Here is a 25958-nt window from a genome sequence, read left to right as displayed (position 1 = left end):
TTCTTCTCTAGCGCGCAAGCTCGTCGGCGCCCATGTCGAGCAGCTCGAGCGCGAGGGACGCGCCGAGCTTCTCGGCGTTCTCGATATCCCCGGTGACGGACGCGCGCAGCAGTGCGCCCTCGGTCACCTCTCCGATCCCGACCACGGCGCGCAGCGACAGCCGCTCGACCACACGCCCCTCGTCGTCGAGGTCCTCCACCACGTCCGCGTGGGCGGCCACGGGTGCGCTGCACCCGGCCTCCAACGCCGCGAGCACGGCCCGCTCGGCGCTGACCGCCGCGCGGACGCCCGCGTCGTCGAGCACGGCGGACAGGAACTCGATCAGCTCCGTGTCCCCGGCCCGACACTCGATCGCCAGCGCCCCCTGGGCGGGGGCGGGCAACATCTGCAGGGGGTCGAGCAGTTCGCTCGCCTCCGACACCCGGCCCAACCGGCGCAGTCCCGCGGCCGCGACGATCACGCCGTCGAGCTCGCCGGAGCGCACCTTCCCGATCCGGGTGTCCACGTTGCCGCGGATCGGGACGACCTCCAGGCCGAGCCCGAGCGCGTGCAGCTGCACGGTCCGCCGCGGCGACCCGGTGCCGATCCGCGATCCGGGCCGCAGCGCGCCGAGCACGGTGTCGGCCACCAGCGCGTCCCGCGGGTCCTCGCGGACGGGCACGGCGGCCAGCGCGAGCCGCGGGTCCGCCGCGGTGGGCAGGTCCTTGTAGGAGTGCACCGCCACGTCCACCTCGCCCGCGACGAGCGCCTCGCGCAGCTGCGAGACGAACACGCCCACGCCGAGCTGCTCGATCGGGGCCGACGAACGGTCGCCGGTCGTGTGGACGTCGACCAGCTCGGCGTCCCGGCCTGCGGCGCTGATGAGGTCCCGCACGGTGCCGGACTGGGCCATCGCGAGGGTGGAGGGGCGGGTGCCCACGCGGAGTGTCATCGCTCGTCCTCCACCGGCGCGTCGATCGCCACGGCCACGTCCTTGCCCCGGATCGACGAGCCCGCCACGGCGGCGGGCTTGCCCGGGTCGAGCTCGAACAGGGTGCGCAGCGCGGCGGCGTAGCTGTCCCCGTCCGGGCCCTCGGCGAGCCGCTTGACCTGCACGGTCGGCGTGTGCAGCAGTTTGTCGACGACGCGGCGGACGGTCTTGGTGAACTCGTCCCGCACCGCGTCCGGCAGCGCGGGGAGGCGGGAGTCGAGCCGCAGCAGCTCGGCGTCCACCACCTCGGAGGCGCGGCGGCGCAGCGCGGTGACGGTCGGGGTGACCTCCGCGGACCGCTGCGCGGCCAGGTAGAGCTGGGCCTCCTCGGCGACCAGCTCGGCGGCCTTGGCGACGGCGCCGTTGTTCGCGGGACCCGCGAGCCGCTGCTGCAGGGCCGCGAGGTCGACGACGGTGACCCGGGGCAGCTCGGCCACCGCGGCGTCGACGTCCTTCGGCAGGCCGAGGTCGCACACCACGAGCGGCGCCGCGCGGCCCGCGAGCCCCTGGGCGACGGCACCGGCCTCGACGACCGTGCCGATCGCCCCGGTACAGGCGACGAGCAGGTCCGCGTCCGCCAGCTCGGCGGGCAGGTCGGTGAGCAGCCCCGCGCGGGCGGGCAGGCCCGCCTCGCCGGACTTCTCCGCGAGCCGCTGCGCCCGGTCCAGGCTGCGGTTGAGCACGGTGATCTCGGCGGCGCCCGCCCGGCGCAGGTGCGCGGCCGCCAGCGCGCCCATCGCGCCCGCCCCGACCAGCACGGCCTTGCGCCCGGCCAACCCGTCGAGCACGGTCGAGGCGTCCGCGAGGGCCTCGGACACGACCGACGCGCCGGCGCCGTCGATGCCCGTGGTGGCCTGCACCCGCTTGCCGACGCGCAGCGCCTGCTGGGCGAGCTCGTGGAGCACCCGGCCGACGGTCCCGGTCTGGTCCGCGGTGGCGTAGGCCTGGCGGAGCTGGCCGAGGATCTGCGACTCGCCGACGACCATCGAGTCCAGACCCGCGGCCACCGAGAACAGATGCTGCACCGCGGAGCCCGCGTAGTGCACGAAGAAGTGCTCGGTCAGGTCGGCCATCGGCAGCCCGGAGTGCCTGCCGAGCACCTCGGAGACGTCCGCGAGGCCGCCGTGGAAGGCGTCCACGACCGCGTAGACCTCGACCCGGTTGCAGGTCGAGAGGAGGGTGACCTCGGAGACGTGCGCCCGCCGGACCATCTCGTCCAGCAGCTTGGGCACGTCGTCGGCCGAGACCGCGACCTTCTCCAGCACATCGACCGGCGCACTGTGGTGCGACAAGCCGACGACCAGCACGCTCATGATGTGGCTACCGCCGATCCGTTGCGTCCGTGCACGACCTGGGGAGAGGTCGGCCCGCCCTCGTTGATACGCCCCGCCACGTGGAAGGCGAGCACCTGCAGCTCCACGGCGAGGTCGACCTTGCGGACCTCCACCTCCGCAGGCACCTGCAGCACGGTGGGGGCGAAGTTCAGGATGGAGTGCACACCCGCGGCCACGAGCTGGTCGCACACCTGCTGGGCGGCCTGCGCGGGCGTGGCGATCATGCCGATGGTGACGCCCACCGCCGGGCAGACCGAGGGGATGTCCCGCACGTGCCGGACCTCGATGCCGTTGATCGGCGTGCCGACCAGGTCGGGGTCGACGTCGAACATGGCGGTGACGGGGAAGCCGCGGCCGCCGAAGCCGCCGTAGCCCGCGAGCGCGTGCCCGAGGTTCCCGACCCCGACCAGCGCGACGGCCTGCGGGTGGTCGAGCCCCAGCACCTTCTCCAGCTCGTGCTGCAGGGACGCCACGTCGTAGCCCACGCCGCGGATCCCGTAGGTGCCGAGGTGGCTGAGGTCCTTGCGCAGCTTGGCCGAGTTGACCCCGCTGACCGCCGCGAGCTCCTCCGACGACACCGTCTCGGCGCCGCCGTCCGCCAGCTGGCCGAGCACCCGCAGGTAGACCGCGAGCCGGGCGACGGTCGCCTCCGGGATGACCTTGACGACCTTCTCGGAGTCACCGGGGTCGGCCTGCGGCGGCAGCATCACGCGGCGGCTCCTCGAGGTGTCCTACTCGTCGATGGGCCGCGGGCTGGGGCCGACGGCCTGCGCGGCCGGAGGATCACGCGGTGAATACCCTGGCGGCGACGCCATCACACGGTAGTCGCTCGTGAACGTGCGCACAAAGTTGCGATCTTGGTCCGCGGCGTGGTCTCGTACGCGACCCACGGCGGGCGACCGGTGGTCGCCCGCCGACGGCCGCTCACCGCGCCCGGCGGGGCCTGCGCCTGCTCAGGACGGCTGCAACACGTGGTCGACCAGGAACACGTTCGCGTTCTGCGTGGTGATGTCCCCGCACGTCACGGCCGCCTCGGTGCCCGCGCCGTCGGTGACCGTCGTCTCCTCCGGGGTGCCGCCGACCCGGACCTCGCCGCCCTCGAGCTGCTGCGAGACCCCCGCGGCGCGCAGCTGGGCGCCGGTCTCCCGGGTGTTCGACACGTGGTACTCCAGCAGCGCGCGCAGCCGGGCGGGGTCGGACAGGGCGGGCGCCGCCTCGAAGGCCGCGTTGGTCGGCGCGAAGACGGTGAGCTCCGGGGCGGTGTTCAGCATGTCGGTCAGCCCCGCCCGCACGATCGCCTCGTGCAGCCTGCTCAGCTCCGGGCTCGACTCGATGGCCGCGGCGACCGGCTGCAGGCGCACGTTGTCCAGCGAGCCCGGGTCGTCGGACAGCGGGAGATCGGCGCAGCCGGGCCCGAACGCCGCCACGGCGACGTCCGGCGAGGGGGCCGGGGTCTTCGCACCCTGCGCGGCGACGGTCGGGACCGGCGGCACGTCCGTGGCGGTCGACGCCTGCTGGCTGGGCGCCGAACACGCGCCCACGATCGCCAGTGCCGGGAGTACCGCCCAGAGCTTCCTCATGTCCACCTCGTCTGTCGCCCTCGTCTACCGCGCGGTGAAGATCACCGCAGGCCAGCCGGTCGCGCCGTCCGGCAGGACGTCTGCGGCCCGCTCGGTCTGCAGCGCACCCGTCCCGTCGGTCGCCCGGACGCGCATCGTATGGCTGCCCGCGCCGACCTCGACGGAACCCCGCCACATCCGCCACGTGTCGCCCCCGACCGTGTCGGCCAGCTCGGCCTCGGCCCAGGGCCCGCCGTCGACGCTGTACTCCACCCGAGAGATCCCGCGCGGCTGCGACCACGCGATCCCGGCGACCGTGACCGCGCCCGCGGGCACGGCGGCGAACGGGCGCGGGAGGTCGATGCGGGCCTCGGTCTTGATCGGGCCGCGTTCGCCCCAGCCGCGCTGCTCCCAGTAGGACTCGCGGGCGGCGAACGTCGTCAGCTCGAGGTCGGTGACCCACTTGGTCGCCGAGACGTAGCCGTAGAGGCCGGGGACGACCATCCGCACCGGGAAGCCGTGCTCGGTGGGCAGCGCCTCCCCGTTCATCCCGACGGCCAGCAGCGCGCCCCGCCCCGGTTCGAGCAGCACCTCGGTGGGGGTGCCCGCCGTCCAGCCGTCCGAGCTGGTGGAGAACACCTGGTCGGCGCCCGGCCGCGGGCCTGCGGCGCGCAGCACGTCCGCCAGCTCGACGCCGACGAACCGGGCCGTGGAGATCAGGTCGCCCCCGACGTCGTTGGACACGCAGGTGAGCGTCACCGTCCGCTCGACGAGCGGGCGGGCCAGGAGGTCGTCGAAGGTCAGGGTGAGCTCGCGGTCGACCATCCCGTGGATCCGCAGGCTCCAGTCCTCGGCCCGCAGCTGGGGCACCCGCAGGGCCGTGTCGATCCGGTAGAAGTCGGCGTTCGGCGTGACGTACGGGGTGAGCCCGAAGTCGGTGCCGGCCCCCGTCTCGCGGGCGACCGACGCGGCGGCCAGCCGGGCGGTCACGACCGCGCGGGAGTCGATCGTGGGGCGGCCGAGCAGCACGCCCGCGCCGCCGCCGACGACGGAGAGCCCGCCGACCACGGCGGTGGCCTGGAGGAACCGCCGTCGGGTGATCCCGTCGGCCGATCCCGTGTACTCCATGGCCCGCCGGTGCAGCTCGCGGAACACCCACCAGCCCACCCCCGCGGCCACGACCGGCGCGAGCAGGTCGGTGGGCGCGAAGGTCGGGTTCGTGGCGGTCGCGGCGATGCCGAGCACGCCGAGCACCCCCACCGTGACCTGCCCGACGGTGGCGAACCGGCGCGAGGCCAGGCCCGCGCCGACCGCGACCAGCAGCAGCACCACGCCGATCCCGACCAGCAGCACCGGCTTGTCCGCGGTGCCGAACGCGGACTTGGCGAACTCGACCACCGGGGCAGGGGCCAGCCGCACCACCGCGTCCCCCACCTGCAGGAACGGCGACGACGACGGCGCCACCAACCCGGCCACCAGCTGCCCGGCGGCGAGCGCGGCCACGATCGCGAGGAGCAGCACCCCGACCGCGACGGGCGCGCGCAGGGTCGTGGCGAGAGAGGGCTTCACCGGACCATCCTCCGCCAGGGCGGTCCCGGAGGATGTGACGAAACGGTGATCTCCCCACCGCCCCCCGCATCGTGGAGCCACACTGCGTCAGGTCAGGGCCTTGCGGAGGCGCGCCTCCTCGACCGTGTAGTAGCCGTGGGTCCTCCCGTCGATCTGGATGACCGGGACCATGTCGCCGTACTCGGCGCGCAGCTCGTCGTCGGCGTCGACGTCCTCGGTGGTCCACTCCACGCCCAGCTCGCCGCAGATCCGGGCCACGTCGGACTCGGCGACCTCGCAGAGGTGACAGCCCACCCGCGTCAGCACCGTGACCCTCACGAGGTCACCGCCAGGACCCGGCGCGCGATCTTGCCGGTGGGCGTGCGCGGCAGCTCGTCGACGAAGGAGATCACGGTGGGCCGCTTGAACCGGGCCAGCCGCAGGGCGCACCACTGCCGGACCGCGTCCTCGTCCACCCCCTCCGCCACCAGCACCGCCTTGACCGCGGCGCCGGTCCGGTCGTCCGGGATCCCGACGACGGCCACCTCCTGCACCCCGTCGAGGGCGAGCAGCACCTGCTCCACCTCGCGCGGGTAGACGTTGAAGCCGTTGACGATCACCAGATCGGAGGAACGGTCGACGAGGTGGAGGTCGCCCTCGGCGTCGAGGTAGCCGACGTCCGCGGTGCGGAACCAGCCGTCCGCGTCCGGGCCGCCCGCGCCGTCCGGCCAGTAGCCGGAGAACAGGTTGGGGCCGCGGACGGACACCAGCCCGGTGTCGTCCCCGGTGTCGGAGAAGTCGTCCGAGGGGTCTCCCTCCTCCAGCTCCTCGGCGGGCCGGTCCGCGAGCGGCTGCCCCTCGGCGTCGACCAACCGCAGCTCGACGCCGGGCAGCGGGCGCCCCACCGAACCGGGCTTGGACCGGCCGGGCACGTTGCTGGTGACCACCGGCCCCGCCTCGGACAGCCCGTAGCCCTCCAGGACCTCCATCCCGGTGGCCTCGCGGAACGCCGTCATCCACGCGGGGGGCAGCGGCGCGCCGCCCGAGGTGCAGATGCGCACGCCCTCCAGGGCCGCACGCAGCTCGGCGGGGTCGACGTCCAGCAGGGCCCGGTACATCGACGGCACGCCCGCGACCCCGCTCACCCGGTGCTCGCGCAGGATCCCCGGGGTGGCCTGCGGGTCGAACCGCTCGGTGAGCACCGCGGTGGCCCCGGACCAGGCGACCTGCAGCAGGCCCGCCGCCAGGCCGAAGCTGTGGAACAGCGGCAGCGCGAGCAGCACCCGGTCCGCGGGGGTGACCGGCGCGGGCCGCAGCGCGGCGGTCTGCTCCCGGTTCGCGAGCAGCGCCCGGTGGGACAGCTGGACGCCGCGGGGGCGTCCGGTGGTGCCGGAGGTGTAGACGAGCAGGGCGATCGCCTCGCCGCCCGGCGGGTCGGCGAGCGGCTCACCCGTCCGGGCGTCCGGGTCCGGCGGCGACAGCACCGGGACGGTCGCCTCGGCGGCGACGTCCGCGGCCACGCCCGCCTCGGTGACGACCGCCGCGGGGCGGGCGTCCGCGAGGATCTCCGCGACCTCGCGCGCCACGGACCGCTGACCGACGGGGACCGCGATCGCCCCGGCCCGCAGCGCCCCGAACAGGGCGACGCAGAAGCCGACCCCGTTGGGCAGGACCAGCACGACCCGGTCCCCCGGCGCGATCCCGGCGGCGGCGAGGCGCGCGGCCTCGGCGCTCGCGGCGGCGTCGAGCTCCGCCCAGGTCAGCGTGCGTCCGGCGGTGACGTCCACGACCGCGGCGTGCTCGGGTGCCCGGACCGCCGCGCGGCGGACCAGCGCGCCGAGGTGGGAGACCGACTCGGTTGGCTGCACCCCGGCAAGACTAGTGGCGTTGCGGGGCGGGGCCGTAGGGCGCAAGGGGCATGCGCCCGACGGTGCGCCGACACGCCCGATTCGGTGCGATCGACCGGACACACTGCGCTACCACCACGTTGACCGCGCGTGACCGTCCGCTCACCGGATAAGAGACTCGGCGAGCGGTGGCGCCCTCGGTGGTGGCGCCGGGCTCCCCTAGGGTCCACCCCCACAACCTTCCAACGCCGCTCCTCCGGGAACGGCACGAGACCTCACCCAAGGGAGTGGCATGCAGTCTGTCGCCGGCGCACCGCGGGTTCCCGGGTGCCGCCCCGGTCCCGCCCTTCGCGACCGGGTCGCCCAGGCTTCATGACCTCCTCGATGCGACCCGAGGGACTGCTCCCGGTGGAGCGGTTCGGCTCCGCGGGTCAGGTCTCCTCCGGACGGGGTTCCGCGGCGTGGTCCGGCCTGCCCAGGCAGGTCGGACCCGGCGTGGCCCGCACCGGCGCGGGCGGGGCCGAGCTCCCCGCGGCCCCGCCGCCCGGTACCCCCGCCGACGTCGTCCCCGGTACCCCGGAGACCTCCGCTCCCCCGGCCCAGCCCGACCACACCGCCACCGCGAGCCTCGGCCGCGCGGCGGTGGACGGTCGGCCCACTCCCCGGCAGGCGCCCGTGACCGCTCCCCCCGTCGCTCCTCCCTTCTCGCGGCCGCAGGCGCCGCCCGTCCAGGGACGGCCGCCCGCGGGCGGACCGCCGCCGGGTCGGACGCAGCCGCCGCAGGCCGCGCAGGCCCCCGAGGCCACCCAGGCAGCGCAGGCCCAGGCCATGCCGGACCCCAACGACGAGTCCATGGGCAGCTGGGTCCTGGTCAAGGCCTGCCAGGCGGGCGACCAGGACGCGTTCCGCGAGCTGTACGCGCGGTACCAGGACGTCGTGTTCCGGTACGTGCTGTTCCGGCTGGGTGACCGCACCCTGGCCGAGGACCTCACCCAGGAGACCTTCCTGCGCGCGCTGCGCCGCATCTCGTCGGTCAGCTACCAGGGCCGCGACATCGGGGCGTGGTTCGTCACCATCGCCCGGAACCTGATCTTCGACCACGTGAAGTCCAGCCGCTACCGCCTGGAGTCCACGACGGCCGACATGGTCGAGCACTCCCCGACCACGCACGGCCCCGAGCAGCAGGTCATCGAGAACGCCACGAACTCCGAGCTGCTCAAGGCGATCGACAAGCTCAACGCCGATCAGCAGGACTGCATCCGGATGCGCTTCCTCCAGGGGCTCTCCGTCGCCGAGACCGCCGAGCGGATGAACCGCGCGGAGGGCGCGGTCAAGGCCCTCCAGCACCGCGCCGTCCGTCGGCTGGGACAGCTCATGCCGGAGGGGCTCCGATGAGGGTCGGCCCCGCGAGCGCCGCCTCCGCGATGAGTGCGCCACATATCGCGAACTACATGCTTGTCGTTACTCCTGCGACGAGTGAGCTACACCAAGCGGTGAACGGTCCCTGTGCCGTAACCGACGACCGTTCGCCTCGTTGTGTGGGTGAACGTCGATGGAGCGCGAGGCCCCGATCGGGCCGAGCGCAGGCGAACAGCGCAGGGATGCAGTGAGGACGGCGAACATGGCCTCGGGACGATGGGGCTCCGACGAGGAGCGCTGGGACGCCGAGCTGTACTACGGCCCGGACGAGGAGCTGGAGCACGAGCTCGCGCTCGCGGCCGCCCTCGACCGCAGCCGTGTCGACCTCAGCCCGGACCCGGACGCGGCCGACCGCATGCGGGGGGACTTCTTCGCCCGCCTCGAGCAGGAGTGGCAGACCGCTCCGCCCGAGTCCGACGCGGAGCGCACCGCCGTCATGGCGCCGATCCCGCCGGTCGACCTCGGCCCGACCCAGGTGATCGCCGCGGCCCGGGACGAGGAGCCCGCGCCCGAGGACGCCGAGCCGGTCGCCGAGCCGGTCGCCGACGTCGTGTCGATGGTCGGCCGCAAGGGCCGCAAGCGGCACAACCTGCCCGCCAACCACCCGGAGAACCCGCGGCGGCCCAAGACCGGGCGGCGCGTCGCGCTGGTCGGTGCGGCCGCGGCGGCCGGGCTGGTCGCGCTGGTCGGCGGCACCGCGGCGATGAGCCAGGGCGCGCTGCCCGGGGACTCGCTCTACTCCATGAAGCTGATGTCCGAGTCCACGGGCTCGGCCTTCACCTTCGGGGACGCCGCCCAGGCGAAGCGCCATCTCGACATCGCCGCGACCCGGCTGGCCGAGATCGAGTCGCTGCGCCAGGCGGGCCGGACCCCGGACGCCGCGACCTACGAGGCCGCGCTGCGGGCCTTCGACACCGCCGCGAGCGAAGGCTCCCGGATGGTGCTCGCCGGCCCGGACCCGAGCGAGGCGAGCCTCGAGGACCTGGGCGCCTGGGCGCACCGCCAGTCGGACACGCTCGCCGCGCTGCAGTCCGGGAGCGGTCAGGTCCCGGGCGCGGCCGACTCCGCGCGGCTGATGGAGCGGGTGGCCGAGCGGTCCGCCGCGCTGCAGGCCCGGATGGGGTGCACCGAGGTCAGCGACGGCGTCGACGATCTCGGCCCGATCCCGGCGACCGGCACGTGCGTCCCGGCCCCGAACGCCGCGCGCTCGTCCGGCTCGGCCGTGCAGGCGGGCCCCTCGGGGTCGTCGTCCGCCCGCGGCGGGGCGGGCACCGAGTCCGCCACGCCGGAGTCGGCCACCGAGACCACGGCGCCGACCGGCACCACCGCCCCGCAGCAGGAGGGCGACCTCCTCGACCCGCTGCTGGGCGGTCAGGAGTCCTCGACCACGTCGACGACTCCGGGGAGCCCGAGCTCCACGACGTCGAGCGGCTCGTCCACGGGTTCGTCGGGATCCGACGACCGGCACAACGGCGGCGGGAGCGGCGGGGGCGGCGGGCTGCTACCCCCGATCAACCTGCCGCCGCTGCTGCCGGGCCTGCCCTCCATCACGCTGGGCTGACCCGGGCGACCGAGCTCCGCCTCAGGGCCGCGCGGTGGCTCCTCTCACGACGAGGGGCACCGCGCGGCCCTCGTTCCGTGCGGGCCCGCGTCGGTACTGTGGTCACCGGCTGGACTGTGGTGACCGGCTGGTCGACTCCGAGGTGGCGGTAGATACAGGTGGTCAGGGAGCAGGACGCGGACGGGCGGGCACAGGTCGCGGGTGTCGCCGAGTCCGCCGACGTGATGGCGTCGGTCAGCGCGCTGGACCGGTCGCAGCGGGCGGGTGAGGCCTCCGCGGCCGCCGCCGTGGCCGCCGGGGAGACCGCGCCGCCCGCGGGCTCGCTCGCGGCGGCCGAGCTGGACCTGACCGCCGCCGCCTTTTTCGACGTCGACAACACGATGATGGTCGGCGCCTCGATCTTCCACTTCGCCCGCGGACTGGCCGCGCGCAAGTTCTTCACCACCTCGGACCTGGCCGGGTTCGCCTGGCAGCAGCTCAAGTTCCGGGTCGGTGGCCGCGAGGACAAGACCGGGATCGCCGGGCACCGGGACACCGCGCTGTCGTTCGTGGCCGGGCGCCCGGTCGACGAGGTCGTGGCGCTCGGCGAGGAGATCTACGACGAGCTGATGGCGGACCGCATCTGGGCGGGCACCCGCGCGCTGGCCCAGATGCACCTCGACGCCGGGCAGCGCGTCTGGCTGGTCACCGCCACCCCGGTGGAGCTCGCGCTGATCATCGCGCGCAGGCTGGGGCTGACCGGGGCGCTCGGGACCGTCGCCGAGAGCGTCGACGGGCACTACACGGGCCGGTTGGTCGGTGAGATCCTGCACGGCCCGGCGAAGGCGCACGCGGTGCGCGCGCTGGCCGTGACCGAGGGGTTGGACCTGCGCCGCTGCACCGCCTACTCGGACTCGGTGAACGACGTGCCCATGCTCTCGGCCGTGGGCACCGCGGTGGCCGTCAACCCGGACTCCGAGCTGCGGGACGTGGCCAAGGAGCGCGGCTGGCAGGTCCGGGACTTCCGCACCGGCCGCAAGGCCGCCCGTATCGGCGTGCCGAGCGTGCTCGGCGCGGGTGCGGTCGCGGGTGCGGTCGCCGCGGGTCTGGCCTACCGCAAGCGCTGAGCCTCAGCTCAGGGTGAGGACGTCCCGGGCGGCGTCCGCCACCGGGGCGGGGACCTCGCCGGTGCGGACGAAGGCGCCCCAGACCGCGCGGAAGCGGCGGCCGAGCTCGTCGACCTCCGCCCACGGGGTGTCGCCGAGCAGGGCGGCGCCCGCCCAGCCCGCGCGGGCGCCGAACAGCAGCGGCAGGTCGACGATGTGCGCGGCGCCGTAGCGGCTGCCGCGGGGCGCCCAGGTCATCGTGTAGTGCACCGCGCGCCCGCCCGCCCGGCGGTGTCTGCGGGCGAAGGCGCGCGCCGGGCCGCCGTAGATCAGCCGGGTGGCGCCCGCGACGAGTGCCCGGCCGACCGGGCCGGGTGCGGACCCCAGCAGCAGGCCCGCCTCCGCGGCCGTCGCCCCGATCAGCAGGTCGATCTCCGGGGCGCAGGCCCGCCAGGCCGCCGCCCGCTGCCGTTGCGGCGGCAGCGGCGGGCGCCCGTACCGGACCCCGAACGGCATCCCGCCCGCGAGGCCGAAGGGCTTCGCGGCCTTCGCCGCGACGCGGTGCAGCGCCAGCAGGTCCTCGACGGAGGCCGACGGCGGCGGGGTGCCGACGGCGCGGGCCATCGCATCCCCCATCCGCGAGCGTCCGCTCGTGGTGGCCAGCGGGGCGGACTGCACGATCGCCCGCCGGAACAGCCCCCGCGCCCCGTCGCTGATCATCAGGTGCGCCACCGCGTCTCCGCCCGCGGACTGCCCCGCCACGGTGACGGCGGCCGGGTCGCCGCCGAAGGCCGCGATGTTCGTGTGCACCCACCGCAGCGCCGCGAGCTGGTCGACCAGCCCCAGGTTCGCCGGTGCGACGCCGTCCATGCCCAGGTAGCCGAGGAGGCCGAGCCGGTAGCCCACGGTCACCACGACGAGCCGCTGCTCCTCGACCAGCGCCTGTGGGTCGTAGACGGGGGCGTCCCCCGCGCCCGTCTCGTAGGACCCGCCGTGGATCCAGACGAGCACGGGCAGCCGCTCCTCCGGCCGGACGTCCGCGGGCAGGGTGATCGTGAGCCGCTGACAGTCCTCTCCGACGGTCCCGCCCGTGACCTCGCCGACCAGCGCGGTGAGCGTCGCCGACCGCTCCTGGCGCGCGGCCGGGCCCGCCTCCAGCGCGGGGAACGGCTCCGTGAAGCGCGTCGGCGGGCGCGGCAGGCCGAACCGCGCGGCGTGGGCGTAGGGCACCCCGCGCACCCGGACGACGGCCCCGTCACGGCGCCCGAGGACCGGGCCCGCGGGCGGTTCGAACCGGATCAACCGAGGAAGACGTTGCGGCGCTGGGACAGCAGCCGGTAGAGCGTGTGCTGGATCGTCTCGCGCACCTGGTCGGTGAGGTTGAAGACGAGCATGGGGTCCTCGGCGTCCGCCGGGGTGTAGCGGTCCAGCATGATCGGCTCGCCGAACTCGATGTACCACTTCGACGGCAGCGGCACGAGCCCCAGCGGGCCGAGCAGCGGGAAGGTCGGCGTGATCGGGAAGTACGGCGCGCCCAGCAGCCGGGCCAGGGGTGCCACGTCGCCGATCTTCGGGTAGGTCTCCTCGGCCCCGACGATGGAGCACGGGATGATCGGCACGCCGGTGCGCAGCGCGGCCGAGACGAACCCGCCGCGGCCGAAGCGCTGCAGCTTGTAGCGGTCCGCGAAGGGCTTCCCGATCCCCTTGAAGCCCTCGGGGAAGACGCCGACGAGCTCCCCGGAGCCCATCAGCCGCTCGGCGTCGGGGTTGCAGGCGAGCGTGGCGCCGTTCTTGCGGGCGAGCTCGCCCACGATCGGCAGCCGGAACATCAGGTCCGCGCCGAGCAGCCGCAGCCGCCGCCGCGTGGGGTGCTCGCTGTGCAGGGCCTGGATGGTCATCAGCGCGTCGAGCGGCAGGGTGCCGGAGTGGTTGGCGACGATCAGGGCGCCGCCGCTGTCCGGCACGTGCTGCATCCCGATCGTCTCGACCCGGAACCAGTGCTGGTAGAGCGGCTGGAGCACGGGGGCGATCACGGACTCGGCGAGCTCGGGGTCGTAGCCGAACTCGTCGACCGGGTAGTCGCCCGCGAGCCTGCGCCGCACGAAGCGCAGCGCCGACTCCAGCGCCGACTCCCAGGCCGGGGGCTCCGGGTCCGGGACGACCGCGATCGGCGGCGTCTGCGGCGGCGCGTCGTCCGCGGGCGGCCGCGGGCGCGGCGTGGTCGACGCCCTCGAGGTGCTCGAGGGACCCGAGGTCCCCGCGTCGGAACGGCGGGCGCGCCCGGACGGTTCGCGGTCGGAGCGGCCCCGCGGACGGGTCTCCCCCGCCCCCAGCCGCCAGCGCGTGCGCCCACCCGTGTCGTCGGCGTGCAGCGGGATGACGCGTGCCTCCGGCACCCGAGCCCCCTTCCCGTTCTTCTCCACCATCAGCCGAGCACCTTCACCGCGCGCAGCACGGTCCGCTCGGCCGCCTCGAGCCGGTCCCGGCCGAGGACGGGACGCAGCGCACGGCCGCGGACGTAGTCGTCGAAGGCCTGCACGGTGGTCCACCGCGGCGCGAAGCCGAAGCGCTCCTTGAGCCTGGTCGTGTCGACCACCCGACCGAAGTGCAGGAACCGCATCTGCTCGGGGCTGTAGTCCACGATCCGCGCGCCCCGCAGCAGCCTGCCGACCGGGCCGACGGCCGGGGAGGGCACCGGGACCTGGACCTGACCGGCCCGGCGGATGGCCTGCGACAGCATGAGCACGCCGTCCGCCGCCACGTTGTAGACGCCCGGGAGGTCGTGGGTGGCGGCCCGTTCCAGCACCGCGAGCGCGTCCTCCTCGTGGAGGAACTGCATGCGCGCGTCGAACCCGAGGACGGTCGGCACCACGGGGAGCGCGAAGTACCGGGTCATCACGGTGTCGATGCGCGGGCCGACGTAGTTGCAGAACCGCAGCACCGTGGTCCCGACGTCCGGGCGGCGGCGGGCGAACCCGCGCAGGTACCCCTCGATCTCGGCGGCGTCCTTCGCGTAGCCGCCGGACGGGAGGTCCTTGGGGGTCATCGACTCGTCGAACAGCGCGGGGTCGCGGGACCCGGAGCCGTAGACCGCGGTCGTCGACTTGAGCACCACGCGCCGCACGCGCTCCGCCTTCTGGCAGGCGGCGAGCAGCTGCATGGTGCCGATGACGTTCATCTCCTTCATCGCCGTGCGGCCACCGGACGAACCGGGGCTCGCCGACAGCGCGGCGTGCACCACGGTGTCGACGCCCGCACCGGCGATGACCTTGGAGATGAGGGGGTTGCGGATGTCCGCGCGGACGAACTCGGCGCGGCCCATCCGGCGGAGCATGTCCCGCGAGGGCGGGACCGTGTCCACCCCGAGGACCCGCTCGATCGCGGGATCCGCGGCCAGCCGGGCCGCGAGATTGCCGCCGAGGAAGCGGCTGACACCGGTCACGAGCACGACGGAGGGCCGGTCCAGGGGCTGCGGTCCCGAAGGCGTCACGGGCACGACCTGTCTCGTCGCGGAACGGGTGTTCGTCGCGGAACGGAAGCGGGCCCCGCCCTCAGCAGGACGGGACCCGGTACCTCACTTGCCGAGCTTGCGACGCTGGACGCGGGTCTTGCGCAGCAGCTTGCGGTGCTTCTTCTTCGACATCCGCTTGCGACGCTTCTTGATGACCGAACCCATGCGCGGTACCTCCTACTGCAGCTTCACTCAACTCCCGCGCACGCGGGTGCACACGGCGAGACGACTACCGGCTGGCGATCCTACCCGGCGGGCGGACACCGCCGCCCGGGGGGCCGGCTCAGCCCGCGTCGAAGTACGCGTGGCGCAGGTAGTCCTCGACGGCGCGCTTGGGCACCCGGAACGACCGCCCCACCCGGGCTGCGGGCAGCTCTCCGCCGTGCACCAGCCGGTACACGGTCATCTTGGAGACGCGCATCATCGCGGCGACCTCGGCCACGGTCAGGAACTGCACCGCGGAGAGGTTCTCGGGCCGGCCGGACTGCTCTCGGTCGTCCATCCGGACACCGCCTTCCCCGTTCGCCACCCACTGTTCCCTGTGAGGATAGCGGGACCGGTGTGACGCCTTCGACACACCATGCCACACGCGCGGGGTCTTCAGGCGCGCGTCAGGGTGACACGTGCTCCTACATTCGGGTCAACGGACCTACACCGAGCGTCCCAACTCGACGCTCCGGTCCCGGGCGGCCTCGATGGCATCGATCAACGCGGCCCGCACGCCGTGGCGCTCCAGCTCGCGGATCGCCGCGATCGTGGTGCCCGCGGGCGAGGTCACGGCCTCGCGCAGCAGGACCGGGTGGTCGCTGGACTCGCGCAGCATCGTGGCGGCCCCGTAGGCGGACTGGATGATGAGGTCGGCGGCGACGGCGCGCGGCAGCCCGAGCAGGATCCCCGCGTCGATCATGGCCTCGACCAGGAAGAAGAAGTACGCGGGCCCGGAGCCGGACAGCGCGGTGACGGCGTCCTGCTGGCTCTCCGGGACCCGCACGACCGCGCCGACGGCGCCCAGCAGCTCCTCGACGAGCGCGAGGTGCTCCGGGGTGGCGTGGGTGCCGCCGGAGACCGCGCTCATCGCCTCTCCGACGACCATCGGGGTGTTCGGCATGACCCGCACGACCGGGGTGCCCTCGGGCAGCCCGCCCTCGAACAGCGCGGTCGGCAGGCCCGCGCACAGGCTCACGACGAGCGTCCCGGGGCGCAGCGCAGGCTTCAGGTCGGTCAGCACGGGGGCGATGTCCTGGGGCTTCACGGCGACCACGACGACGTCCGCCTCCGCCGCGGCCTTCGGGACGTCGGCGGACTCGACCCCGAGCCGCCGGGTGAGCTCCGCCGCCCGCTCCGGGTGCCGCTCGGTGAACACGAGGTCGGCCGCCGGTCGGCCCGCCGCCAACAGCCCCGCGAGCAGCGCCTCCCCGATCTTCCCTGCACCCAGCACGGCGATTCGTGTCATGCGCCGAACGGTAGCCCGCGCGCAGGCCGGTCCTCCCGCCCGGGCTACCCGCGCGGCAAGGGCGCGAGGGCGAGCTGGCGGGCCTGGCAGACGATCATGCCGCGGGAGTCCCGGACGGTGCAGTCCTCGTCGAACCAGGTGCCCGCGACCATCTCCGAGCGGGACTCCAGGCGCAGCCAGCCGGGCGCGGGGTGGGCGCGCAGCAGCGCGGTGAGCTGCACCGTCGGCGCCCAGCCGAAGTCGCCGCCGAGGTTGAACAGGGTGGGCGGCAGCGCGTCCCCCGCCAGCAGCGCGAACAGCGGGTCGGGGTCCTCGCCGCGGGGGCGCATCCACCCGCGGATCTGCGGGTCGCCGGTCTCGCCGCGCAGGAAGGCCATGGTGCCGGCGTCGTAGCGGGCCTCGGTGGCGGCCGCGAGCCCCTCCCCGGGGGTCCGGACGTCCGGGACCGCCTCCCGCGCGTCCGCGGGCGGCTCGGCGGGCATCTCGGTGGGGACGAGCCACCGCGGGTCCGCGTCCGGGAGCGCGCCGCCGGTGACCGTGGCGGACAGCACGAGCCTGCCGGCCTGCGCCATCCGCACCGTGGCGATCGAGGCCTGCCTGCCCAGCTTGACCACCTCGGTGTCCAGGTCGACCGTGCCCAGCTCGGGCGCGCGCAGGAACTCCGTGCTCACCACCACCGGGTCGACCTCGCGGCCGAGCTCGGAGGCCAGCCGGGCGAGCCCCGCCTTGGCCAGCAGCACCATCAACAGGCCGCCGTGGGCCTTCCCCCCGATGGTGAACCGTGTACCCAGCTCCGCGGTGTACCGGCCGCCGTCGTGCGCGGTGAGGGCGGTCGCCGTCGAGAACGGCCGCTCGGTGGTCGTCATGCAGGCAGTCGTATCACAGGCGCCGGCGCCTGTGATCGTCAGAGCGAGGGCTCGGGGGCGGCGGCGAGGTGCAGCCGGGCGTAGACCAGCGACTCGGCGAGCAGCGCCGCCCGCTGCTCCCGGGTGCGGCAGCGCCGGGTGCTGACCTCGAGCACCACGACACCGTCGAAGCCGGCGACGCGTTCGCACACCTCCGCGCAGGGCTGGGTCCCGCGGCCCGGGACCAGGTGCTCGTCACGCGGTGCCCCGGTGCCGTCGGTGAGGTGCAGGTGGACGAGCCCCTCGCCCATCCGGTCCAGCAGCTCCAGGGCGTCCGTGCCCGCGGCGGCCGTGTGCGAGAGGTCGAGGGTGTAGAAGCGGTGGCCGACCTCGGTGGGGTCGAACCCGGGCGCGTACGGCACCCGCCGGACCCCGAACCGCGACACGGGGAACATGTTCTCCACGGCGAGCCGCACGTCCGCGACCTCGCCCGCGCGGGCCACCTCGTCGGCGAAGGCGGCGGCGTAGCGGCGCTGCCAGCGAAACGGCGGGTGCACGACGACCGTGCGCGCCCCGAGGTGCTCCGCGGCGCCCACCGAGCGGCGGAGCCGGGCGATCGGGTCCGACCCCCAGACCCGCTGCGTCACGGCCAGACAGGGCGCGTGCACGGCCAGCACGGGCATCCCGTGGCGCTCCGACAGCCGCCGCACGGCCCGGACGTCCTGCGACACGGGGTCCGTCCACACCATCAGCTCGACGCCGTCGTACCCCAGCTCGGACGCGAGCTCGAACGCCGCCGCGGCGGGCTCGGGATAGACCGAGGCGGTCGACAGCGCGACCGGTGGGCCGGTGGTCACCTCTCCAGGAGTACCAGGATCGCGGGCGAGACGGTGAGCAGCAGCCCCACGCCGACGGCGAAGACCGTGGTGCGCAGGTCGTCGTTGCGCAGCAGGGCGCGGACGCCGAGCACCAGCCCCACGGTGATGATCACCGCCGCGGCCAGGGCCACGACCGGCAGGTTGAACCACAGGTAGCGGAAGCCGACCCAGATCCCGGCGCCGACCAGCGCGCCCGCGATCCACTGCCCGATGACGACGGCCCACCCCTGCGGCGTGCCCTCGTCCTCGTCCTCCTCGTCGTCGACGTGGTCGGCGTCCCGGGCCGCGCGGCGGCCGAGGCCCGCGGGGGCGGCGTAGTCGGTGCCGGCCTCGTCCTCGTCCTCGTCGTCGTCCAGGAGCGGCGCGCCGAGCTGCGTCGGAGGTCCGCCGTCGGCGTCCTCGTCCTCGATCGGCGGGGCGCCCAGCTGGGTGGGCGGGCCGCCGTCGGAGACCGCCGGTGCCGCCGTGAACGGGGCGGTCAGCGGCTCCTCGGCGGCGCCGAGCCTGCCGAGCTGCTCCGTCTCGCGTTCCGGGGCCGTCCCGCGACGGGCCGCCGTGCCGGGCCAGGCCGCGCCGGACAGTCCGGCCGCACCTGTCGCGTTCGCCGCACCGGCCGCGTTCGCCGCACCGGCCGCGTTCGCCGCACCGGCCGCGTTCGCCGCGCCCGCTCCGCGGGAGTTGCTCGGTGCCCCGCCCGCGGCGCCGGGTTGCGCGCCGCCGCGCCCGGGCCAGGGGCTCTGCGCCGGCGCGCCCTGCGGCGGGCTGGTCCGGGGGGTGGCCGCCGGGCCGCGGTTCCAGGCCTGGGCGCCGTTGCGGTCCCAGTCCTGGCGCGCGGCACGGTCCCGCTCGGGGACGGGCGGGGACTGCGACGGGGGCTGGGCCTGGGACTGCGACGGGGGCTGGGCCTGGGTCTGGGGGGCGGGCGCGCCCCCGCGCGACCAGTCCGACCGCGCGTTGCTGCGGGACCGGTCCCCGGCCGCGGACCAGGGGTTCGCGGGCGCCCCGGCGCCCGGCATGGCGGCGGGCGGGGCGGGCGGCCTGGCCGGCTGGCCCGAACCGTTGCGCGGGAACCCGTTCTGGGCGGGCCCCGGCCGGCGACCGGTCGCGCGCGGGTCGACCCCGGCACCGCTCATCCCGGCACCGCTCGCCCCGGCACCGTTCGCTCCCGCACCGTTCGCCCCGGCACCGTTCGCTCCCGCACCGTTCGCTCCCGCACCGTTCGCCCCGGCGCCGTAGCCGCCGTTCCGAACCGCGCCGCCCGCAGCGCCGCCCACGCCGCCGCCCTCGGGCTGCTCCTCGCGCTCCAACCAGCTCGCGGGCTGCTGCTGCCGCGCCTCCTCGGCGGCGCGCCGCTCGGCGCGGCCGCCCGGGCGGCCCACGAAGGGCCCCGGGGCGGGGGCCTCCGCGGTCGAGCCGGGAACGCCTCCGGCGGCGGGGTCGTCGTCGTCTCGGCGGCGCCGACGACGCCCGGTCGCCGCCCCGCCGTTCTCGGCGAGGAGCTCGGCGACCGTGCGCTGGCGCGGCTGGTCGGTTTCGGAGCTCATCCGCTACACCGTGCCTGTTCCGGCGTCAAGGGTCCAAGTGATGGGGGCGCGTCCTGCGCCGAGCGGTCGCCACGGGTCGACCCATCGAGCGTGTCGAGCCGTCGGAAGATCACCCCTTCGCGCAGCGCCCAGGGGCAGATGTCGAGTTCGGTGATCTTCAACGCCCGCATCGCGGCCTCCGCGACGACCGCGCCGGCGACCAGCTGGTGCGCCCGGGAGGGACTCACGCCCTCCAGTTCGGCGAGGTCGCCGGAGGACATCCGGCTGATGAACGAGCCGAGCTGGCGCAGCCCCTGGTGGGTCAGCACGCGCCGGGCCCGCGGCCCCGCCCCGGACGGCGCCGCGCCCGTCAGGCGGGCCAGCGAGCGGAAGGTCTTCGACGTGCCCACCGTGAGGTCCGGCTCGCCCACCCGCCGCAGCTCGCGGGCGACCGGCGCCAGGTCGGCGTCCACCTTCTCGCGCAGCGCCTCGATCTCGCGGCGAGACGGCGGGTCCGCGGAGAACCACTCGCGGGTCAGCCTGCCCGCACCGAGCGGCAGCGAGGCCGCGGCCGCGGGGTGCTCGTCCCGCCCCGCCGCGAGCTCCAGGGAGCCCCCGCCGATGTCCAGGCAGAGCAGCCGCCCCGCCGACCAGCCGTACCAGCGCCGCACCGCCAGGAAGGTGTACCGCGCCTCGTCCTCCCCGGGCAGCACCTCGAGGGCCACCCCGGTCTCGGACCGGACCCGGCCGAGCACGGCGGCGGAGTTCGACGCGTCCCGCAGGGCGGAGGTCGCGAACGCGATCATGTCGTCGCAGCCGAGGTCGGCCGCCGAGTCCCGCGCCGCCACCACGGCCTTGAGCAGGGACGACGTGCCGGCGTCGGTCAGCGCCCCGCGGGCGTCGAGGTGCTCGGCGAGCCGCAGCTCCGACTTGATCGACGTCGCCGGGGTGGGGTGGCCGCCCCGCTGCGCGTCCACCACCAGCAGATGGACGGTGTTGGACCCGACGTCGAGCACTCCCAGTCGCACGGCGGGTCAGGTTACCGGCCCGTGCCCCGACCGTGCCCCGAGCGTGACCCTCACCCCTCGAACTTGTACCCGAGCCCGCGGACGGTGACGAGGTGCTGCGGAGTGCCCGGGTCCTGCTCCACCTTGGCGCGCAACCGCTTCACGTGGACGTCGAGGGTCTTGGTGTCGCCCACGTAGTCCGCGCCCCACACCCGGTCGATGAGCTGGCCGCGGGTCAGCACCCGGCCCGCGTTGCGCAGCAGGTACTCGAGGAGGTCGAACTCCTTGAGCGGCAGCGGGACGTCCGCGCCGTTGACCGACACCACGTGCCGCTCGACGTCCATCCGCACCGGACCGGCCTCCAGGACCCCGGCGTCGTCGGACTCCGGGCCGTCGCCGCCGCGCCGCAGCACGGCCCGCACGCGGGCGATCAGCTCGCGGGCCGAGTACGGCTTGGTGACGTAGTCGTCCGCGCCCAGCTCCAGCCCGACGACCTTGTCGATCTCCGAGTCGCGCGCCGTCACCATGATCACGGGGACGGCGGAGCGGGTGCGCAGCGCCTTGCACACGTCCGTGCCGCTCATGCCGGGGAGCATGAGGTCGAGCAGCACGATGTCCGCGCCGTTGCGGTCGAACTCCTCCAGGGCCTCCTGGCCCGTGGTGGCGACGGCGGCGGTGAAACCCTCCTTGCGGAGCAGGAACGCGAGCGGGTCGGCGAAGGACTCCTCGTCCTCGACGATCAGCACACGGGTCATCTCATCCTCCAGGTGGGGGTGTCTGATGGGCCTCCGTCGAGTCCGCGGAGTTCCAGGTGGGTAGCCCGCAAGGCCGAGGAGCGGCCGATCCCGGGGTTGGATCGGCCGCGACGAGAACGCCGCGAGGTGCCCGCCTGGGACTTCGCGGACTCGACGGAGGCTCATCAGACACCCCCGACGCCGGATGCCCCGGCCGGATCTCGGTCGCCCGCCACCGGTCGGGCCGCGGGGAGTCGCATGGTGAACGTCGAGCCGGTGCCGGGGCGGCTCCACAGCCGCACCTCGCCGCCGTGGTTCGCCAGCACGTGCTTGACGATCGCGAGCCCGAGCCCGGTCCCCCCGGTCGCCCGGGAGCGGGCCGGGTCCACGCGGAAGAACCGCTCGAACACCCGCACCTGGTGCTCGGGGGCGATGCCGATGCCGCGGTCGGTCACCGAGACCTCCACCCAGCCGTCCTCGACCGTGCGGCTCACCGACACCGACGCGTCCGGCGGGGAGTAGGCGATGGCGTTCTCCAGCAGGTTCGACAGGGCCGTGACCAGCAGCGTTCGGTCGCCGTCGACGGTGATCCCGGACGGCTCGTCGACGGTGACGTCGATCCGCGCGGACTCGGCGGAGAGCCGGGAGCGGCCCAGCGCCTCGCTGACGACCTCGTCGACCTCGACCTCCTCGAGGTCCGGCAGCGCCTCGGCCCCGGTGAGCCGCGACAGCGCGATGAGCTCGGTCACGAGGTGCCCGAGCCGGGTGGACTCGCGCAGGATCTTGGAGGCGAACCGCTCGACGGTCTCCGGGTCGTCCTTGGAGTCGAGCACCGCCTCGGCGAGGAGCCCGACGGCCCCGACCGGCGTCTTCAGCTCGTGGCTCACGTTGGCGACGAAGTCCCGCCGGGTGGCCTCCAGACGCACCGACTCGGACATGTCCGCGGCCTCGACCAGGGTGAACCCGTCACCGAGCCCCTGCACGGTGGCCATCACGGCGGCGGGCTGCCTGCCGCGCGCCTCGAGCGGGGCGAGGTCGACGACGTCCGTCGCGACGACGCCGTCGAGCACCCGCCTGCAGGCGGCCCAGGCTCGGGGGTCCGGCCGCCCGGCCCGGACCACGCCCAGCTCGGCGGCGCGCCGGTTGTGCAGCACCACCTCGCCGGAGCCGGACAGCACGGCCAGCCCGGACCCGGTGGTGCGGAAGGTGCGCTGCAGCAGCTCGGCGAGGGTCGGGCCCCGGCGGACGTCGGGTCGGGTGGCGGGTCGACGGCTGATGCTGCGCCCGATCAGCACGCCCGCCCAGAGGCCGAAGCCGAGCGCGACGGCGACTCCGATCGCGGACGCCACGGGGTTCACGGGCCCATCGTAGGCCCGGTGACCAGGCCGAACACCAGCCTGAACCGCCGAAGGTGAGCGGCCTGACTCCCGGAACGGGGGATGTTCGGCCCCCGTTCAGGAGGCGTTCACCGACCCTGGTTCGCCACGCCCGCGATGGCCTCCTCGGCCGCGGCGGGATCCAGGTACTCGCCGCCCTCGGTGATCGGCACGAGCGCGTCGTCCAGCTCGTAGCGAAGCGGGATGCCGGTCGGGATGTTCAGCCCGGCGATGTCGGCGTCGGAGATGCCGTCGAGCTCCTTGACCAGCGCGCGCAGCGAGTTGCCGTGCGCGGCGACCAGCACGACCTTGCCCGCGCGCAGGTCCGGCGCGATGGCCTCGTCCCAGTACGGCCGCATCCGCACGACGACGTCCGCGAGGCACTCGGTCAGGGGCGCGTCGATCCCGGCGTAGCGCGGGTCGGCGTCCTGCGACCACTGCGAGCCCTTCTCAATGGGCGGCGGCGGGGTGTCGTAGGAGCGGCGCCACACCATGAACTGCTCGTCGCCGAACTCCTCGCGGATCTGCTTCTTGTCCTTGCCCTGCAGCGCGCCGTAGTGCCGCTCGTTGAGCCGCCAGTCGCGGTGGACGGGGATCCAGTGCCGGTCCGCGGCGTCGAGCGCGAGGTTCGCGGTGTTGATGGCGCGGCGCAGCAGGGACGTGTGCACGACGTCCGGCAGGATGCCCTGCTCCTTGAGCAGCTCGCCGCCGCGGCGCGCCTCCCCCTCGCCCACCTCGGACAGCGGGACGTCCACCCATCCGGTGAACAGGTTCTTCACGTTCCAGTCGCTCTGGCCGTGGCGCAGGAGCACGAGAGTCGGCATGCGAGCAGCCTAGGCCGTGTGCCGCGGGCCGGAGGCTGTGGATTCCGTGATCGAGGTCGCCTCCGGCGCGGAAGCCGGGGCCTCCGGCCTGCGACACACGGCCTCAGGGACAGACCCCCGGCATGGGGGTGGCGTCCGGGTCACGGGTGAGCCTGCCCAACATCGCCCGGCAGATCGCCTCGAGCTGGTCGACCTGCTCGGGGGTCAGCGCGTCGAACAGGTTGTCCCGCACGGTGCCCACGTGGCCCGGGGCGGCCCGGCGCAGGGCGTCGAGACCCTCCGGGGTCAGGGTCGCGAAGGTGGAGCGGCGGTCGTCCGGGCAGGGGCGGCGGGAGACCCAGCCCTCCCGCTCCAGCCGCGTGACGGCGTGGCTCAGCCTGCTCTGGCTGCTCTGCGTGGCCGCGGCCAGCTCGCTCATCCGCAGCGTGTGGTTCGGGGCGTCGGACAGCATCGCGAGGATCAGGTAGTAGGCGTGCGGCATGCCGGAGTCCCGCTGGAGCTGCCGGTCGAGCGCACCGTCGAGCAGCGTCGTCGCCGCGACGAAGGCCATCCAGGCCTTCAGCTCGGCGGGCGTCAGCCAGCGGGGTTCGGTCATGCCCCCAGCATACTTGAGAACTCAACCTATGGGGTGGCGCCGATGAGGTACCCGTCCTTGGCGCTGAACTGCGCGGTCAGCGTGAACCGGTCCCCGCGCACCAGCGTGTGCCGCCACTCGACGGCCGCGCCGCGCGAGCGCCCCAGCCGCTCGATGGCCAGCGCCGCGACGCCCGGGCCGATCTCCAGCAGCCTGCGCTCCTCCGCGGAGGGCACCACGGCCCTGATGTTCTCCCGGCCCCCGGCGACCCGGATCCCGCACAGCCGCTCCAGCTCGGGGTAGACGCCGGTGTGGGTGAAGTCGACGTCGAGCAGCGGGGCCGCGACCTCCTCGGGCAGCCAGACCCGGTCCACGGCCAGCGGCTCGCCCTCGGCGAGGCGCAGCCGCTCGAGGTGCACCAGCGGGGTGGACTCCTCCAGCCCGAGCCGCGCCGCGATGACCCCGTCCGCCCGGACGTCGAGGGTCCGGACGACGCTGCGCTGCTCCCGCCCGGTCGACTCGACGGCGGAGAAGAGGCTGTAGAGCGACCCGAGCTGCTGCTCGATCTCGACCGGCCCGGCCAGCCGCGGCGTCCGCCCCCGCCCGGCGACGACCAGGCCCTCCTCGCGCAGCCTGCGCAGCGCCTCGCGGACGGTGTGCCTGCTGACCTTGTACTCGGCGACGAGAGCGAGCTCGCCGGGGAAGGCCGAGTCGAACTCGTGGGCCTCCAGCCGGTCCCGCAGGTCGGCGAGGAGCTGGGCCCACAGCGGCTCGACTCCCTTGCGCACCAGGGGGCGCGCGCCCATCGCGTCCTCCCGGGTTCGCAGGTGCGTCGCGAAAGCGTAACCCGTCCTGTGAGCGGCGATGGTCGCCATGGCGACTATCGCCACTCACGACACCGGCTCGTCCACCGTCGGTGCCGGACGGCGGCGCCGCACCACCTGCCGTCGGACGAACCAGCCGAGACCCGCCGGCACCGCCACGATCGGGAGCATCGGCACCACGAAGCCCAGGACCGCCAGCGTCGCCGCCCCGACGGCCTGCAGACCCTGCCAGCCGAGGGTGAGACCGCCGAGGAAACCACCGGTCGCGGGCGGCGGCGGCGCGACGACCGGGGTCAGGGAGAGCTCCACGGTCGCCATCGAGACCTGGTCGCGCAGCACCGCGACCCGCCGCTGCAGGGACTCCAGGTCCGCCTCGCGGGAGGCCAGCTCCGCCTCCACGGAGACGATCTCGCTGATCGTGGTGGCCCGGTCGAGCAGCCCGCGCACCCGCGCGACGCTCGCCTGCTGGGCCGCGACTCGGCCGTCGAGGTCGGCGACCTGTCCACCGACGTCCTGGGTCTCGCCGCCCCGCGCGGTCACCGTGCCGAGGCCCGCGATCCGCTCGGTGAACGCGTCGAGCCGGTCGGTCGGCACACGCAGGGTGAACCCGGCCGAGGAGGTCCCCACGCTGCGCTCCTGCGCCACGAACCCGCCGGCGGCGGCCACCGCGCCGCGGACCTCGCCCGCCGCGACCGCCGGGTCGGCGACCTGCAGGGTCAGCGTCGCGGTGCGGATCACGTCCATCCCCGCGAGGGCGGGGTCCAGCGGCGCGATCCCCGGCGCGCTGCCGCGGTCCGCGATCGCCGGGCTGCTCGGGACGGACTCCGCGGTCGGACCGCTGTAGCCGCCGACCTCCGCGGTGCCGGTGTCCGGCGCGGCGGCGCCGCTCACCCCGCCGGACTCCAGTGCCACCCCCGCCACGACCGAGGCGGAGCCCAGCACGATCACCCCCGCGACGATCCCCGCGACCCAGCGCCCACGCCGCGTCCGTGCTGTCCGCGGGTTCCGTGGGGTCCGTGGGGTCCCTGGGGTCCGGGACAGCCCCGCCCGCTCCGCCACCAGCTGCATGTCACCCTCCGAGGTCCG

26 protein-coding genes are annotated in these 25958 nt (G+C 75.0%); 3 read left to right on the top strand and 23 right to left on the bottom strand.

All coding sequences use genetic code 11. From position 1 onward, the window contains the following. Nucleotides 1–7: 7 nt before the first annotated feature. The 7 genes from hemC to L3X23_RS29690 form a co-directional block, all read right to left on the bottom strand. On the bottom strand, nt 8–931 hold the full coding sequence (gene hemC, locus L3X23_RS29720) for a hydroxymethylbilane synthase (RefSeq protein ID WP_237196373.1): 924 nt from the start codon (nt 929–931) through the stop codon (nt 8–10). Then, nucleotides 928–2283: a glutamyl-tRNA reductase gene (locus L3X23_RS29715; protein WP_237196371.1), complete on the bottom strand. Its 1356-nt coding sequence runs from the start codon at nt 2281–2283 to the stop codon at nt 928–930. The genes hemC and L3X23_RS29715 overlap by 4 nt, the downstream gene beginning before the upstream one ends. Further along, nucleotides 2280–3011 carry a redox-sensing transcriptional repressor Rex gene (locus tag L3X23_RS29710; RefSeq protein ID WP_237198159.1) on the bottom strand — a complete coding sequence of 244 codons (732 nt, stop codon included), beginning with the start codon at nt 3009–3011 and terminating at the stop codon, nt 2280–2282. Before L3X23_RS29710 ends, L3X23_RS29715 begins: the two co-directional genes overlap by 4 nt. Before the next feature lie 246 nt (nt 3012–3257). Beyond that, nucleotides 3258–3884, bottom strand: a complete 627-nt coding sequence (locus L3X23_RS29705; RefSeq protein WP_237196369.1) for a fasciclin domain-containing protein — start codon at nt 3882–3884, stop codon at nt 3258–3260. 24 nt (nt 3885–3908) lie between these two features. Continuing rightward, the gene (locus L3X23_RS29700) at nt 3909–5432 is read right to left on the bottom strand and encodes a molybdopterin-dependent oxidoreductase (protein WP_237196367.1); all 1524 of its coding nucleotides are present in this window, start codon (nt 5430–5432) and stop codon (nt 3909–3911) included. Between the two features lie 87 nt (nt 5433–5519). After that, nucleotides 5520–5750: a glutaredoxin family protein gene (locus L3X23_RS29695; RefSeq protein ID WP_237196365.1), complete on the bottom strand. Its 231-nt coding sequence runs from the start codon at nt 5748–5750 to the stop codon at nt 5520–5522. Further along, on the bottom strand, nt 5747–7279 hold the full coding sequence (locus L3X23_RS29690) for an AMP-binding protein (protein WP_237196363.1): 1533 nt from the start codon (nt 7277–7279) through the stop codon (nt 5747–5749). Before L3X23_RS29690 ends, L3X23_RS29695 begins: the two co-directional genes overlap by 4 nt. Nucleotides 7280–8086: 807 nt before the next feature. On the opposite strand from L3X23_RS29690, the gene L3X23_RS29685 reads away from it, so the two are divergent. The 3 genes from L3X23_RS29685 to L3X23_RS29675 all read left to right on the top strand — a co-directional run bounded on the left by L3X23_RS29685 (nt 8087) and on the right by L3X23_RS29675 (nt 11344). Continuing rightward, nucleotides 8087–8653, top strand: coding sequence for a sigma-70 family RNA polymerase sigma factor (locus L3X23_RS29685; protein WP_237198158.1), 567 nt, complete (start codon nt 8087–8089; stop codon nt 8651–8653). Between the two features lie 226 nt (nt 8654–8879). Continuing rightward, nucleotides 8880–10238, top strand: coding sequence for a DUF5667 domain-containing protein (locus L3X23_RS29680; protein WP_093076506.1), 1359 nt, complete (start codon nt 8880–8882; stop codon nt 10236–10238). Between the two features lie 224 nt (nt 10239–10462). Then, on the top strand, nt 10463–11344 hold the full coding sequence (locus tag L3X23_RS29675; protein ID WP_093077395.1) for an HAD-IB family hydrolase: 882 nt from the start codon (nt 10463–10465) through the stop codon (nt 11342–11344). Between the two features lie 3 nt (nt 11345–11347). Here L3X23_RS29675 and L3X23_RS29670 read toward each other — a convergent pair whose 3' ends face one another. The 16 genes from L3X23_RS29670 to L3X23_RS29595 form a co-directional block, all read right to left on the bottom strand. Continuing rightward, a complete protein-coding gene (locus L3X23_RS29670) occupies nt 11348–12625 on the bottom strand; it encodes a carboxylesterase family protein (protein WP_237196358.1) in 1278 nt (425 codons plus the stop codon). Continuing rightward, nucleotides 12622–13749, bottom strand: coding sequence for a lysophospholipid acyltransferase family protein (locus tag L3X23_RS29665; RefSeq protein WP_237196357.1), 1128 nt, complete (start codon nt 13747–13749; stop codon nt 12622–12624). The genes L3X23_RS29670 and L3X23_RS29665 overlap by 4 nt, the downstream gene beginning before the upstream one ends. After that, nucleotides 13749–14813 (bottom strand): NAD-dependent epimerase/dehydratase family protein, encoded by a 1065-nt coding sequence (locus L3X23_RS29660; protein WP_237196355.1) that lies wholly within the window; start codon nt 14811–14813, stop codon nt 13749–13751. The genes L3X23_RS29665 and L3X23_RS29660 overlap by 1 nt, the downstream gene beginning before the upstream one ends. Before the next feature lie 84 nt (nt 14814–14897). Continuing rightward, nucleotides 14898–14999: a 30S ribosomal protein bS22 gene (locus L3X23_RS29655; RefSeq protein WP_010241351.1), complete on the bottom strand. Its 102-nt coding sequence runs from the start codon at nt 14997–14999 to the stop codon at nt 14898–14900. Between the two features lie 118 nt (nt 15000–15117). After that, nucleotides 15118–15336, bottom strand: coding sequence for a helix-turn-helix domain-containing protein (locus L3X23_RS29650; RefSeq protein WP_237196353.1), 219 nt, complete (start codon nt 15334–15336; stop codon nt 15118–15120). Between the two features lie 147 nt (nt 15337–15483). Then, nucleotides 15484–16287, bottom strand: a complete 804-nt coding sequence (gene proC / locus L3X23_RS29645; protein WP_237196352.1) for a pyrroline-5-carboxylate reductase — start codon at nt 16285–16287, stop codon at nt 15484–15486. A gap of 44 nt (nt 16288–16331) precedes the next feature. Beyond that, the gene (locus L3X23_RS29640) at nt 16332–17153 is read right to left on the bottom strand and encodes a thioesterase family protein (protein WP_237196350.1); all 822 of its coding nucleotides are present in this window, start codon (nt 17151–17153) and stop codon (nt 16332–16334) included. Nucleotides 17154–17191: 38 nt separating this feature from the next. Beyond that, nucleotides 17192–17989 (bottom strand): sugar phosphate isomerase/epimerase, encoded by a 798-nt coding sequence (locus L3X23_RS29635; RefSeq protein ID WP_237196349.1) that lies wholly within the window; start codon nt 17987–17989, stop codon nt 17192–17194. Continuing rightward, nucleotides 17986–19554: a Yip1 family protein gene (locus L3X23_RS29630; RefSeq protein WP_237196347.1), complete on the bottom strand. Its 1569-nt coding sequence runs from the start codon at nt 19552–19554 to the stop codon at nt 17986–17988. The genes L3X23_RS29635 and L3X23_RS29630 overlap by 4 nt, the downstream gene beginning before the upstream one ends. After that, the gene (locus L3X23_RS29625; protein WP_237196345.1) at nt 19551–20561 is read right to left on the bottom strand and encodes a Ppx/GppA phosphatase family protein; all 1011 of its coding nucleotides are present in this window, start codon (nt 20559–20561) and stop codon (nt 19551–19553) included. Before L3X23_RS29625 ends, L3X23_RS29630 begins: the two co-directional genes overlap by 4 nt. A gap of 50 nt (nt 20562–20611) precedes the next feature. After that, complete coding sequence (locus L3X23_RS29620) at nt 20612–21295, bottom strand: response regulator transcription factor (protein WP_093076482.1); 684 nt, start codon at nt 21293–21295, stop codon at nt 20612–20614. A gap of 164 nt (nt 21296–21459) precedes the next feature. Then, entirely contained in the window at nt 21460–22632 is a 1173-nt protein-coding gene (locus L3X23_RS29615) for a cell wall metabolism sensor histidine kinase WalK (RefSeq protein ID WP_237196342.1), read from the bottom strand. A gap of 107 nt (nt 22633–22739) precedes the next feature. Then, nucleotides 22740–23474: a phosphoglyceromutase gene (locus L3X23_RS29610; RefSeq protein WP_237196341.1), complete on the bottom strand. Its 735-nt coding sequence runs from the start codon at nt 23472–23474 to the stop codon at nt 22740–22742. 103 nt (nt 23475–23577) lie between these two features. After that, nucleotides 23578–24069, bottom strand: a complete 492-nt coding sequence (locus L3X23_RS29605) for a MarR family winged helix-turn-helix transcriptional regulator (protein ID WP_237196339.1) — start codon at nt 24067–24069, stop codon at nt 23578–23580. Nucleotides 24070–24095: 26 nt separating this feature from the next. Then, the gene (locus L3X23_RS29600) at nt 24096–24854 is read right to left on the bottom strand and encodes a GntR family transcriptional regulator (protein ID WP_237196336.1); all 759 of its coding nucleotides are present in this window, start codon (nt 24852–24854) and stop codon (nt 24096–24098) included. A gap of 84 nt (nt 24855–24938) precedes the next feature. After that, nucleotides 24939–25940 (bottom strand): DUF4349 domain-containing protein, encoded by a 1002-nt coding sequence (locus L3X23_RS29595; protein WP_237196334.1) that lies wholly within the window; start codon nt 25938–25940, stop codon nt 24939–24941. Between the last annotated feature and the right edge of the window lie 18 nt (nt 25941–25958).

Source organism: Pseudonocardia sp. WMMC193 (assembly GCF_021728735.1).
Taxonomy (GTDB): domain Bacteria; phylum Actinomycetota; class Actinomycetes; order Mycobacteriales; family Pseudonocardiaceae; genus Pseudonocardia; species Pseudonocardia oroxyli.
Note: the sequence above shows the minus strand (reverse complement) of the source record. Positions and strands in the feature narration are given on the sequence as shown.